The organism is uncultured Lutibacter sp., assembly GCF_937891065.1.
Taxonomy (GTDB): Bacteria; Bacteroidota; Bacteroidia; order Flavobacteriales; family Flavobacteriaceae; genus Lutibacter.
Genome location: NZ_CALAEQ010000241.1, coordinates 1 through 12872, shown reverse-complemented (window position 1 = coordinate 12872; position 12872 = coordinate 1). Strand labels below are relative to the sequence as shown.

12 protein-coding genes and 1 pseudogene are annotated in these 12872 nt (G+C 29.4%); 6 read left to right on the top strand and 7 right to left on the bottom strand.

Translation table 11 applies throughout. The features are described 5' to 3' along the window. The 4 genes and pseudogenes from Q0352_RS13160 to Q0352_RS13145 all read left to right on the top strand — a co-directional run. Positions 1-581: pseudogene (locus Q0352_RS13160) on the top strand (hypothetical protein); the annotation flags it as partial. A gap of 109 nt (positions 582-690) precedes the next feature. Next, complete coding sequence (locus Q0352_RS13155) at positions 691-1446, top strand: SDR family NAD(P)-dependent oxidoreductase (RefSeq protein WP_299528186.1); 756 nt, start codon at positions 691-693, stop codon at positions 1444-1446. Between the two features lie 9 nt (positions 1447-1455). Next, entirely contained in the window at positions 1456-2595 is a 1140-nt protein-coding gene (locus tag Q0352_RS13150; protein WP_299528185.1) for an ATP-binding protein, read from the top strand. Positions 2596-2597: 2 nt separating this feature from the next. After that, on the top strand, positions 2598-3221 hold the full coding sequence (locus tag Q0352_RS13145; RefSeq protein WP_299528183.1) for a class I SAM-dependent methyltransferase: 624 nt from the start codon (positions 2598-2600) through the stop codon (positions 3219-3221). A gap of 110 nt (positions 3222-3331) precedes the next feature. Here the strand turns inward: Q0352_RS13145 and Q0352_RS13140 are convergent, their stop codons facing one another. The 3 genes from Q0352_RS13140 to Q0352_RS13130 all read right to left on the bottom strand — a co-directional run bounded on the left by Q0352_RS13140 (position 3332) and on the right by Q0352_RS13130 (position 6760). After that, a complete protein-coding gene (locus Q0352_RS13140) occupies positions 3332-4885 on the bottom strand; it encodes an aldehyde dehydrogenase family protein (protein WP_299528181.1) in 1554 nt (517 codons plus the stop codon). A gap of 131 nt (positions 4886-5016) precedes the next feature. Beyond that, positions 5017-6207, bottom strand: a complete 1191-nt coding sequence (locus Q0352_RS13135) for a hypothetical protein (RefSeq protein WP_299528179.1) — start codon at positions 6205-6207, stop codon at positions 5017-5019. 16 nt (positions 6208-6223) lie between these two features. Further along, positions 6224-6760 carry an RNA polymerase sigma factor gene (locus Q0352_RS13130; RefSeq protein ID WP_299528177.1) on the bottom strand — a complete coding sequence of 179 codons (537 nt, stop codon included), beginning with the start codon at positions 6758-6760 and terminating at the stop codon, positions 6224-6226. An 88-nt stretch (positions 6761-6848) separates the two neighbouring features. On the opposite strand from Q0352_RS13130, the gene Q0352_RS13125 reads away from it, so the two are divergent. Further along, positions 6849-7826 carry an acyl transferase gene (locus Q0352_RS13125; protein WP_299528175.1) on the top strand — a complete coding sequence of 326 codons (978 nt, stop codon included), beginning with the start codon at positions 6849-6851 and terminating at the stop codon, positions 7824-7826. A 92-nt stretch (positions 7827-7918) separates the two neighbouring features. Here Q0352_RS13125 and tyrS read toward each other — a convergent pair whose 3' ends face one another. Beyond that, positions 7919-9211 (bottom strand): tyrosine--tRNA ligase, encoded by a 1293-nt coding sequence (gene tyrS / locus Q0352_RS13120; protein ID WP_299528174.1) that lies wholly within the window; start codon positions 9209-9211, stop codon positions 7919-7921. Positions 9212-9325: 114 nt separating this feature from the next. Between tyrS and Q0352_RS13115 the strand changes: the two genes are divergently transcribed. Then, positions 9326-10327, top strand: coding sequence for an SDR family oxidoreductase (locus Q0352_RS13115; protein ID WP_299528173.1), 1002 nt, complete (start codon positions 9326-9328; stop codon positions 10325-10327). A gap of 63 nt (positions 10328-10390) precedes the next feature. Here the strand turns inward: Q0352_RS13115 and Q0352_RS13110 are convergent, their stop codons facing one another. From Q0352_RS13110 to Q0352_RS13100, 3 genes are all read right to left on the bottom strand, one after another. Next, on the bottom strand, positions 10391-10834 hold the full coding sequence (locus Q0352_RS13110; protein ID WP_299528172.1) for a DUF4296 domain-containing protein: 444 nt from the start codon (positions 10832-10834) through the stop codon (positions 10391-10393). Then, positions 10827-12176 (bottom strand): dihydroorotase, encoded by a 1350-nt coding sequence (locus Q0352_RS13105; RefSeq protein WP_299528171.1) that lies wholly within the window; start codon positions 12174-12176, stop codon positions 10827-10829. Before Q0352_RS13105 ends, Q0352_RS13110 begins: the two co-directional genes overlap by 8 nt. A 16-nt stretch (positions 12177-12192) precedes the next feature. Then, positions 12193-12872 (bottom strand): polyprenol monophosphomannose synthase (locus Q0352_RS13100; protein ID WP_299528170.1); only part of this gene is annotated, 680 nt, incomplete at its 5' end.

Below are 12872 nucleotides of genomic sequence, written 5' to 3'. Positions count from 1 at the left end.
ATTTTGACGTTATTGAATTATCTAGTAATAGATTAAAATTAAAAGATAATTATAATAATGTAAGTTATTATTTAGAGGGTTATCAAAAATATAATTTCGATTATGATCAAATATTTTATGATAATATCGAATATTTCTTACAAGAATATAATGTTTGGAAAAAAACATATACTAGTAATGCCGGAGAATTAAACGAATTTGATAATGAGAATTTTTTAAGTTTTACTCCTGAAAACATTACTACATTTTACTCGTCACAAGATGAGATTGGCACAAATATTGATAATATATTTTGGGACTATGTTGGAGGTTATTCAGTAGCAAATGTACAAGGATATGACAATCTAAAAATTTTAACATTAGATTATGATTCTTGGGGCAATGAAGAGTTTGAGTTGACCGTTATCAATGATAGTAAGATTAGTTTGTATCATATAGATTCTGGAACAACATATGAATTTACTGGAAGAAGATACATTCAATATTTAAAATCAAGTTCGACGAAAGAAACTGTAAGGAATGAAGGTAGAAAACGAACTAAAGTAATAAGAGAAACTAAAATTAGAAGAAATTTAAAATAAAGTTTGGTTAGTTGATTTTTGATTGGTTATTTTAATAACCAATTGAACAAGAACCGCTCCTGCCAAGGAGTGGTTTTTTTGTATCTTTATTTTTTTTAAATTAGAAAACATGAATCAAAAAACAGCTTTTATTACAGGAGCAACTTCAGGAATAGGAAAAGCAACCGCACAGCTTTTTGCAAAAAACAACATTCGGTTAATTCTTTGTGGAAGACGTAGCGAACGATTAATTCAATTAAAAGAAGAGCTTAGTAAAATAACCGACGTAACCACTTTACAATTTGATGTAAGTAAAAAAGACGAAGTTTTTAACGCTATTGAATCGCTTCCAAAGGAATTTCAAAAAATTGATATTTTAATAAATAATGCAGGAAATGCTCATGGTTTAAGCACTATTCAAGATGGAAATTTAGACGATTGGGACGCAATGTTAGATATTAATGTAAAAGGTTTGTTGTACGTTTCAAAAGCAATTCTTCCACAAATGGTTAACAGAAACAATGGCTTTGTAGTAAATATAGGCTCTATTGCGGGTAAAGAAGTATATCCGAATGGAAATGTGTATTGCGCTTCAAAGTATGCTGTAAACGCTTTAAATAAAGGCATGCGAATAGATTTAAACAAACACAATATTAGAGTTTCAGCAATTCATCCAGGAGCCGTAGAGACTGAATTTTCTGAGGTACGGTTTAAAGGAGATACAGATAAAGCTAAAAATGTATATAAAGGGTTTAAAGCATTACAAGCTGAAGATATTGCCGATATCATTTACTTTGTTGTAACGCGACCTTATCACGTTAATATTGAAGATTTAGTGGTATACCCAACGGCACAAGCAAGTGCCACAATTTTAAATAAGGAATAAGATTTTAAAATGATTAACAAGCGTTTATTAATAAAAAATTTACTGGCTCATAATGATGAGAATAGTTTTTTCGATAAAAAACGTAAAATTTCATTAGATACAAATGAAGGGAAAGCTAAATTTTTAAAACACGTTTGTGCATTATCAAATTCAAATCCTGAAAACAATTCATTTATTGTAATTGGTGTTGAAGATGAATCTAATATAATTGAAGGAGTTGATTTTTTTGATGATAGTAAAATTCAAAATTTGGTAAATTCCTATTTTGAAAACCCTCCACAAATTAAATATGAAAATATTCCTTTTCCAAGATTGCCAAGACATAAAGTTGTGGGTTTAGTAACTATTCATCCTAATAATAAAGTTACATTTTTAAGCAAACCCATTTGGAAATATGTGAGAGGAAGAATTTTCTTCAGAAGAGGAAGCAATTCAATGTCTACTTTAGGAAAATTTGAATTAAAAAATACCAATCAAGCAATTGTTGAAGCAATAGAAATAAACGCAAGTAATAATATTGAATTAACACTAGATGGTGTTTTTGATTTTATGAATAGACATAAGTCAGCTTATCACCCAACGTATAAAGTTTTTAATGAGCAATTTGTACTGTGTTGGGCTGGTAAGAAAAAGAAAGTAGGCGTTAAAACGTTTTACTCTCGTGTTGATATAGAATTGGTGAATGAGCAAGTGCGTTTATTTTATTCAGCATTAGACGAAGTTAAAATAGAATACAATCATAGGTCGTTTATTATTACTGAATATGTTTATTTAAGAATTAAAGATGAATTTGATTATTATCCGTTTGAAAAAACAGTCATTCATTTTAAGGACAATGGAAAACATGATATTGTAAGTGAATTGGTTTTTCAACCACCTCAATTTGATAAAACAGTGTTGCATCATGTTTTTAACAATTGTAACGCTATTTTAAAAAAATTAAAAAAGCAATTGCCTTTAACAGCAATTGAATTGATAGATTTACAAGAAATACCAACTAATTATTTAATTTGTGCTTTAAATGATTTTAAAGATGCAAGATTAAAATTAGAAGAAATTAAAAATATTTTAAGAGAATTGGAAGATAAGTCAGCATATATAAAATATAAAGAAGCCGTTAGGATTTTAAGAAAAGTTAAAAATCAGTAAAAATGAGCATAGAGAAAGCGTATAATTTGTGGGCGGAACAATATGATAGTAACCAGAATAAAACAAGAGATTTAGATGGAATATCAACTATAAATATACTCTCAAAATATAAATTTGAAACTGTTTTAGAGTTAGGATGCGGAACAGGGAAAAACACTTTGTGGCTTTTAGAGAAAGCTAAAAAAATTATTGGATTAGATTTCTCTCAAGAAATGTTGAATAAAGCAAAAGAAAAGATAAATAACCCTAAAGTAACATTTATAAAAGCCGATTTATCACAACCTTGGAAGGTGGATAATGAGTTTGTAGATTTAATAACTTCTAGTTTAACACTTGAGCATATTAAAGATTTAGATGTTATTTTTAAACAGGCTTATTCAAAATTAAAACCAAACGGAATATTTTTTATCAATGAATTGCACCCATTTAAACAATATAGCGGTAGCAAAGCTAGATATGAATCAGAGCAAGGAACTGAAGTGTTAGAAGTTTATACACATCATATTTCTGAATATTTAACAATTGCGAAAAAAAATAATTTTAAAATTATAGAAATTGACGAGCAATTTGACAAGGAAGATGAAAAAGGAATTCCAAGACTAATTTCGTTTGTTTTTCAGAAATAATCACAATTTTATAATTGTTTTTTCCTTTACTTAAAAGAGGTAGAAATTAATCTTAAAATAAAAAGGCGCTCCATTTTTGGAGCGCCTTTTTTATAGATCTATTTTAATTACTACAAATCAAATTTTATACCTTGTGCTAAAGGAAGCTCTGTAGTATAGTTTATCGTATTTGTTTGGCGTCTCATATATACTTTCCAAGCATCAGAACCAGATTCTCTTCCGCCACCAGTTTCTTTTTCACCACCAAATGCACCACCAATTTCAGCTCCAGAAGTTCCAATATTTATGTTTGCAATACCACAGTCTGAACCTGCTTGTGATAAGAAAGCTTCAGCTTCACGTAAATTATTAGTCATAATTGCAGAAGATAAACCTTGCACAACACCATTTTGAATTTCAATAGCATTATAAACATCACCACTATATTTTAATAAATATAAAACAGGAGCAAAGGTTTCATTTTGCACAATTTCGAAGTGATTTTTAGCTTCAGCAATTGCAGGTTTAACATAACAACCACTTTCATAACCTTTACCACTTAAAACTCCACCTTCAACTATTAAATTACCACCTTCGGCAACTACTTTTTGTAATGCATTTTCATACATTTTTACGGCTTCTTTATCAATTAGCGGTCCAACGTGATTATTTTCATCTAAAGGATTTCCAATACTTAATTGTTTATAGGCAGCAACTAATGCATCTTTTACTTTATCATACATAGATTCGTGAATAATTAACCTACGAGTAGATGTGCAACGTTGACCAGCTGTTCCTACAGCGCCAAAAACGGCACCAATAATAGTCATTTTTATATCTGCATCTGGCGTTACAATAATGGCATTGTTTCCCCCTAATTCTAGTAAGCTTCTTCCTAGTCGTTCCGCTACAGTTTTAGCAACAATTTTACCCATTCTAATAGATCCAGTTGCCGAAATTAACGGAATTCGTTTATCTGTAGTCATATATTCACCTACTTTATAATCGCCATTTACAATACACGAAATACCTTCAGGTAAATTATTTTCTTTTAAAACTCCAGCAATAATATTTTGACAAGCAATACTGCATAAAGGAGCTTTTTCTGAAGCTTTCCAAATACAAACATCACCAGCAATCCAAGCTAAAGCAGTATTCCAAGCCCAAACAGCTACAGGGAAATTAAATGCAGAAATAATCCCTACAATTCCAAGTGGATGGTATTGATCGTACATTCTATGTCCAGGTCGTTCAGAGTGCAATGTAGCACCGTTTAATTGACGTGATAATCCAACTGCAAAGTCACAAATATCTATCATTTCTTGTACTTCACCCAAACCTTCTTGTAACGATTTTCCCATTTCATACGAAACTAATTCACCTAACGGTTGTTTTAATTCACGCAATTTTTCACCAAACTGACGAACAATTTCACCACGTAGCGGTGCTGGTTTTAACCTCCAAGTTTTAAAAGCACTTTGGGCAGTCTCCATTACTTTTTCAAAATCTTCTTTTGTTGTTGAAGTTACTTTTCCAATTAATTTTCCATCTACTGGAGAAAACGACTCAAGAATTTCTCCATTTCCAAAGAAATTTGAACCTGTTGAAGTTCCTTGGTTTAAATCCTTTACACCTAATTTATTCAGTGCGTTTTCAATTGTTTTTTCAATTGTCATAATTTCCATAGTTTGGATTTGATTTTTTAGTTAATTTAAGCAAAATTACAAATAATATATGTTTTAAAAAGAAAAGCCGCTTCAAATCTGAAACGGCTTTCTTCATTCAATATTTGGTAACCAACCAAATAATAAACCAACTAAAACTTATAATTTAAACCTGTATAAACCCCTAAGTAATATGGTTGAATACTACCAGAGTTTTTAGAAAAGGTGTTTGTTTGAACTTTAAACATTGGAGATATATTAATAAATAGATTTTTATGAATAGAATAATCTACATCCAATCCAATATTTCCACTAAAGTTTACAGATCTTAAATTGTTTGAAGATCCTAAACTTTGAGAAAAGTTATTGGTTTCAATAAAAACTTCATCTCTATTTAATAGAAGTGTACTAAACCCACCAACTACATTTAAACCTAATTTTCCATTTATAACATTATATTTTACTTCAACAGGAATTTCTACATAACCAAAAACTTGATTTAAACTTCCTGAATTATCTATTGCTTTTGATGTATTATTTTCGCTTTTAGCTAAAAATGGGTTATTAGATAAATTAGAAAAACCAATAACAGCAACTCCAGGAGTCACATAAATACCATCAGTTGTATAACCTAAATTAATAAGGTTTATACCTGATTGTACGCTAAATTTATTGTTAAGTTTGTAAGCAACTTTTACACCATAAGAATACGATGAATTTCCAGAAGTTGAATTATCTTTAAATTGAGAGTCAACACCAGATCCTTCACCAAATGAATTAATGTAAATAGGTGCAAATATAGTAGCTACAGTAAGTTTCCCATTTAAAAAATCTTTAGTATTCACTTTAGCATCAGTATTTTTTTTCAAAGGTAAATTTGCGGCATCAGCTAAGTAATAAATGCTTGACGCTTTTTCAATTTCTGATGTTTTTTCAGAAGAATCTTCACTGTTTTTATCAGAAACAGTATTTAAATTGGCAAAGCCATTATTGTTCTCTAATTCAATAGCCGAATCAATTTTAGTTTTGGTAGTTTTTGTTGTTGCTAAAGTTGTGTTTATTACACTGTCTTTAGTATCTATTACTTTAGGTAGTTTATTTTTCTTAGGAAGAAAATTTTTACTTAAATTAGATGTGGGTAACAAATAAATTGTGCCAACACTAAAAAGTAAAGCAAATAGTGCTGCTATACTTGAAATTTTAACCCAAATAGGTGTGTGACGTTTTTTTGAAGGTTTTGCTAATTGTTTTTCAATAGCATTCCACGCTCTATTTGGTGGGGAAACCTCAAAGTCTTTTAAATTCTCTTGGAATAGTCTATCAATATTTTTTAAATCTCTCACTAGTATTTTTATAATCTTAAATAGATTGTTGACTTTCTTGATGTTTTTCGATTTTTCGTTTTAAAATGGCTCTTGCTCGGGCTAAATTTGATTTTGATGTGCCTTCTGCAATTTGCAACATTTTAGAAATTTCTTTGTGAGAAAATCCATCCAAAACATATAGGTTAAAAACCATTCTGTATCTGTCCGGTAATTCTTGTATTAGATTTAATAAAAAATCTAAAGAAATTTCATCATCATCAATGTCAACAATCACTTCATCTGGTATCTCTTCAGTAACTAGGTTTAACACGTTCTTTTGTCTATATTTTAAAAGAATGGTGTTCACCATTACACGCTTTAACCAACCTTCAAAAGATCCTTTAAATTTAAACTGCCCAATTTTATTGAAAATGGTAATAAAACCATCTTGAAAATTATCTTGAGCCTCATGTTTATTTTTAGAATACTTTAAGCATATAGAAAACAACTTACCAGAAAAAAGTTGGTAAATTTCTTCTTGTGCCTTTCGGTCGTTCTTAGCACATTGTTTTACGAGCTCGTTTAAACTCAAAAGCAATTGTTTTAATTATTAATAAGATACCTATAAAGATTATAGGTTGCGTAAATTTACATTACTTTTGTGTTGTTTCCCAAAATTTATGAAAATAAATAACATTTTTGATATAAATACGAACCATGATTTTGAAAAAATTACGCTAGAAATATTTCAATTTCAAGCTGAAAATTGTCCTATTTATAGGGATTTTTTAAATTTATTAAAGGTTGATGTCAAGAGTGTTAAAAGCATTTACCAAATTCCTTTTTTACCAATTCAATTTTTTAAATCACACCAAATTATTTCTTCAAAAGAGCCAGTTCAGCGTGTTTTTTTAAGCAGTGGAACTACAGGAAACACTCAAAGTAAGCATTTTGTTACAGATTTATCTCTTTATGAAAAAAGTTTCACAAAAGGATTTGAAAATTTTTATGGACCAATTGAAGATTATACAGTTTTAGCATTGTTACCTTCTTATTTAGAACGTGATGGGTCTTCCCTAATTTATATGGTAAATGATTTTATTGAAAAATCTAACAAACCTAAAAGCGGATTTTACCTAAATAATTTAGAAGAATTACACAAAAATTTAATTGAACTAGATAAAAAAGGTGAAAAAGTACTACTTATTGGAGTTTCATTTGCCTTATTAGATTTGATTGAAACGTTCAATTTTAAGTTGAAAAACACCATAATCATGGAAACTGGAGGAATGAAAGGGAGAAGAAAGGAATTAATTAGAGAAGAATTACACCAAGTTTTATGTAATGGTTTTGGAGTTGAAAAAATTCATTCGGAATATGGAATGACGGAATTATTGAGTCAGGGATATTCTAAAGGGAATGGAATTTTTGAATGTCCACCTTGGATGAAAATCTTAACACGAGATACTGAAGATGCGTTAACTATTTTACCAGAAGGAAAATCGGGCGGGATTAATGTAATTGATTTGGCGAATATCAACTCGTGTTCGTTTATAGCAACACAAGATTTAGGGAAAACTTATAAAAATGGAATGTTTGAAGTTTTAGGCCGTTTTGATGATTCAGATATAAGAGGTTGTAATTTAATGGTATTGTAATAAATGTAAGTCTCCTTGAATTTATTTCAGCATGACGAAAAAAGACTACTGTTGAAGTAGCCTTTTTAAAAATTATATGTGAAAATAATTAGTTATACTACTTTCAATAAAAAATAGCTTTTTTTACCACGTTGTAATAACACAAATTTATCAGCAATTAAATCATTTGTAGTAATCACAAAATCGTCTTTTACTTTTTCCTTATTAACGGAAATTGAGTTTTCACTTAAAGCTCTTCTTACTTCTCCATTCGATTTTAAAAATCCTGTATCTGAAAAAGCAGGTACAATTTCTAATCCGTTTTCAATAACAGAACGCTCAATTTCAGCTTGTGGAACACCATCAAAAACATCTAAAAATGTTTGTTCATTTAAACTTTTTAAATCGTCAGCAGTTGAGTTTCCAAATAAAATGTTTGATGCTTTTATGGCGTTTTCATAAGCATCAACCCCGTGAGTCATTGTAGTTACTTCTTCTCCAATTTTCTTTTGTAATAAGCGTAAATGTGGTGCTTGTTTATGCTCTGCAATTAAAGTTTCAATAGTTTCTTTATCTAAAAAAGTAAATATTTTAATATAGCTTTCTGCATCTTCATCTGATGAATTTAACCAATATTGGTAATATTTATAAGGCGAAGTTCTGTCTGCATCTAACCAAACATTTCCACCAGCAGTTTTTCCAAATTTTGTTCCGTCAGCTTTGGTAATTAATTTACAAGTTAATGCATATGCCTTTCCTTGTGCTTTTCTTCTAATTAATTCAGTTCCTGTGGTAATATTTCCCCATTGATCTGAACCTCCCATTTGAAGTTTACAGTCATTTTCTTTGTATAAATGATAAAAATCGTAACCTTGAAATAATTGATACGTAAATTCTGTGAAACTCATACCAGTTTGTGAATCTGAATCTATTCGTTTTTTAACAGAGTCTTTCGCCATCATATAGTTCACAGTAATGTGTTTACCTACATCACGCACAAATTCAATTAATGAAATACCTTTCATCCAATCGTAATTATTAACCAATTTAGCTGCATTTTCAGTAGTGCTATTAAAATCTAAAAAACGAGCTAATTGACCTTTAACACCAATTATATTTTTATTTAAAGTTTCTTCATCTAATAAATTACGTTCGTCAGATTTTCCCGAAGGATCACCAACCATTCCTGTAGCTCCACCAACTAAAGCAATTGGATTGTGACCTGCTTTTTGGAAATGCATTAATATAATAATTGGCACTAAGCTTCCAATATGTAAAGAATCGGCTGTTGGATCAAATCCAATATAACCAGTAGTTTTATTTTTCAATAAGTATTCTTCAGTTTCGGGCATCATATCGTGTAACATGCCTCGCCAACGTAGTTCTTCAACAAAATTCATCTTCAAAATTTTTAATTTCAGCAAAGATAAAATTTTAGTTGTTAGTTACGATGTTTACATTGTAGTTTTTTAAATGGTATGCATTGTAAAATACCCAAACATTTTTTATACTTTCGTTTTATGATTTTAGTAACAGGAGGAACAGGGTTAGTGGGTGCACATTTATTGTATCATCTTTTATTAGAAAATGATAATGTGAAAGCAATTCATAGAGCAAAAAGTGATTTACTTGCTGTAAAAAATGTTTTTAGTTATTATTCTAACGATTTTGAAGCAATTTTTCAAAAAATTGAATGGGTTGAAGCAGATATAACAGATGTTTGTTTGTTAGAAGAAGCTTTTGAAAATGTTACAGAAGTTTACCATTCAGCAGCATTAGTTTCTTTTAATCCGAAAGATTATAAGGAAATGAGAAAAATTAATATTGAAGGCACTTCAAATATTGTAAATCTTTGTATTGCTGAGAAAGTTAAAAAATTATGTTTTGTAAGCTCTATTGCAACCATTGAAAAATCTGTAAAAAGTAAAATTATTGATGAAGATTGCGAATGGAATCCAGAAACCAATAATTACGGGTATGCTATTTCAAAATATGGTGCAGAAATGGAAGTTTGGAGAGCATCACAAGAAGGTGTAGAGGTTGTAATTGTAAATCCTGGAGTAATTTTAGGTGCTGGTTTTTGGCATAACGGTTCAGGAAATATATTTTCAAAAATTAAAAGTGGATTGCCATTCTATTCTGAAGGAATTACAGGCTTTGTTTCTGTAAATGATGTTGTAAAATCAATGATTTTATTAATGAGTAGTGAACTGAAAAATGAGCGTTATATTTTAATTTCTGAAAATATAAGTTTTAAAGAGGTGTTTTTTAAAATAGCCGATGAATTTAATAAAAAACGACCTTCTATAAAAGTTACAAAATTAATGAGCGCTATAGGTTGGCGATTAGAAAAAATTAAAACTGTTTTAACTGGGAGACCACCAATGTTAACAAAACAGTCTTCAAAATCTATACATAATAAACAGTATTATTCTTCTGAGAAAATAATAAAAGCGCTTAATTATAAATTTGAACCTATTTCAGAAACAATAAAGAATGTTTGTGAATTGCACAAAAAATAGAGAAGAGAAATCAAAGTATTATTGAAAAATAGACAAATAATAAGTCTTTATAAACTAAAACAATTACCTTTTTTTTAAGCTATCTGTTTTTCGTGGTTTATTATAAAGAGCATTTTTAACGGTTTTTATAGAGTCTTTTTTTGCAAGTTCAAGAGAGTCCATTAATTTAATTTCAGTATCATATTGTTCTTTTAATGCTTTTAGGCGTTTATCAACTTTTTCAAGTATTTCATCATAATCATCAATTCTTGAAGTGTAGTAATAATTGCTTTCTCTGAATCTAATTGTATCAATTTGATATTTCTCAAAAACAAATGGAAAATAATTTGTACTGCGCTGAAGGTTTAGGTTTTTAATATTATCACCACCATTTGCAATAAAAATATCGGTCAATAAATCGACCATTTGTTCTTTAGGAATTAAATTTTCAGGTTTTTTAATGATTGTATTACTAGTACAAGCACCACAAAAAACAGTTAAAATAAGTATGTAAATAAATTTATTCATTTGTTCTATTAAACAGTAGTCGTTTTCCTTTTATTGTATTATGAAATATGCCATTATGATAAGCTAAATGCCCGTTCACAAAAGTATGTGTAATTTTCGAATAAAATGTAGTGCCTTCAAATGGAGACCAACCGCATTTGTATAAAATATTCTTTTTAGTCACTGTCCAAGGTGAGGAAATATCTACTAAAACTAAATCAGCGTAATACCCTATTTTAATAAAACCTCTTTTTTCAATTTTGAATATTTTAGCAGGATTATGACACATTTTCTCTACTATTTTTTCAATTGAAATTTTACCTTGTCTGTGAGCTTGTAATAAAGCAGGTAAAGCATGTTGTACTAAAGGACCACCACTTGGAGCTTTGGTATAAACTTGTTTTTTTTCTTCTAAAGTATGTGGCGCATGGTCAGAAGCAATAACATCAATTTTATCATTTAACAGCGCTTTCCAAAGACCTTCTTTATCTTTCTCAGTTTTTATTGCTGGATTCCATTTTATGAGTGTTCCTTTGGTTTTGTAGTCACTTTCATCAAACCATAAGTGATGCACACAAACTTCAGCAGTAATTTGCTTTTGTTCTACAGGTAATTTATTTGAAAACAGTTCGGTTTCTTTAGCTGTTGATAAATGAAATACGTGTAAACGAGCTCCGGTTTTTTTTGCAAGCGCAATAGCTTTAGATGATGAAATATAGCAAGCTTCTTCACTTCTAATTTTTGAATGTAATTCTATAGGAATATCTTCACCATATTCTTTTAAGTAGGTATCTAAATTCTTTTTTATAGTAGTTTCGTCTTCACAATGTACTGCGATAAGCATTTTGGTTGAAGAAAATATTTTTTCTAAAACTTTTTCATTATCAACCAACATATCACCTGTTGAAGAACCCAAAAACAATTTAATACCAGCAACATTTTTTGGATTAGTTTTTAATAATTCTTCTAAATTATCATTGGTACCACCAAACATAAATGAATAGTTTGCGTAAGAACTATTTGCCGCAATATCAAATTTAACCTCCAATAATTTTTGAGTGGTAGCTTGTGGAACTGTATTTGGCATTTCTATAAATGAAGTTATACCACCAGCAATAGCAGCTTTACTTTCACTTTCAATAGTTGCTTTATGTGTTAAGCCAGGCTCTCTAAAATGCACTTGATCATCTATAGCGCCTGGGATTAAATATTTTCCTTCGGCATCAATAACAGTTGTATCTGCAGATTTTGAACTAATTGAAGAGTCTATATCAATAATATATTCCCCATCAATTAAAACATCGCCTTCAATTATTTCTCCTTCGTTAACAATTTTGGCATTTTTAATAAGTGTCAAACTCATATTCTTCTTTTTCTTTTTATTTTGGTAATCCTTGAAGTCTCATTTTAATAACTCCAAAAACCGCTTCTGAAATTATACCTCCACTCATTTTTGATGTTCCTTTTTTTCTATCGGTAAAAACAATAGAAACCTCTTTATGTTTAAATTTTAGTTTCCAAGCTTTAAATTTCATTTCAATTTGAAATGCATAACCAACAAACTTAATTTTATCTAAATCTATTTTTTTTAACACAGTACTTTTATAGCATACAAAACCTGCAGTAGTGTCAAAAATTGGGATTTGCGTTATAATTTTAACGTACTTTGAGGCAAAATAGGATAAAAGTAATCGTTTAATATCCCAGTTAACTACGTTAATTTTGTTATTTAAATATCTTGATCCTATTGAAAAATCAGCTCCGTCAATAGCGCAAGCATTATATAAATGTATTAAATCTTTTGGATTATGCGAAAAATCTGCATCCATTTCTATAATATAATCGTAATTTTTTGCTAGTGCCCATTTAAACCCGTGAATATAAGCGGCACCAAGTCCGGTTTTTTCTTTTCTAACTTCTAAAAATAAATTAGAAAATTCACTTTTAAGGTTTATCACAATTTCTGAAGTTCCATCAGGCGAACTGTCATCTACAACTAAAATATCAAATTGTTTTTCTTGAGAAAATACAGCTCTAATTATAGCTTCAATATTTTCTT

Bases quoted from the DNA above. Each gene is read 5' to 3' on its own strand.
- Q0352_RS13155 (WP_299528186.1), top strand. From the start codon at position 691: ATGAATCAAAAAACAGCTTTTATTACAGGAGCAACTTCAGGAATAGGA.
- Q0352_RS13150 (WP_299528185.1), top strand. From the start codon at position 1,456: ATGATTAACAAGCGTTTATTAATAAAAAATTTACTGGCTCATAATGAT.
- Q0352_RS13145 (WP_299528183.1), top strand. From the start codon at position 2,598: ATGAGCATAGAGAAAGCGTATAATTTGTGGGCGGAACAATATGATAGT.
- Q0352_RS13140 (WP_299528181.1), bottom strand. From the start codon at position 4,885: ATGGAAATTATGACAATTGAAAAAACAATTGAAAACGCACTGAATAAA.
- Q0352_RS13125 (WP_299528175.1), top strand. From the start codon at position 6,849: ATGAAAATAAATAACATTTTTGATATAAATACGAACCATGATTTTGAA.
- Q0352_RS13115 (WP_299528173.1), top strand. From the start codon at position 9,326: ATGATTTTAGTAACAGGAGGAACAGGGTTAGTGGGTGCACATTTATTG.
- Q0352_RS13110 (WP_299528172.1), bottom strand. From the start codon at position 10,834: ATGAATAAATTTATTTACATACTTATTTTAACTGTTTTTTGTGGTGCT.
- Q0352_RS13105 (WP_299528171.1), bottom strand. From the start codon at position 12,176: ATGAGTTTGACACTTATTAAAAATGCCAAAATTGTTAACGAAGGAGAA.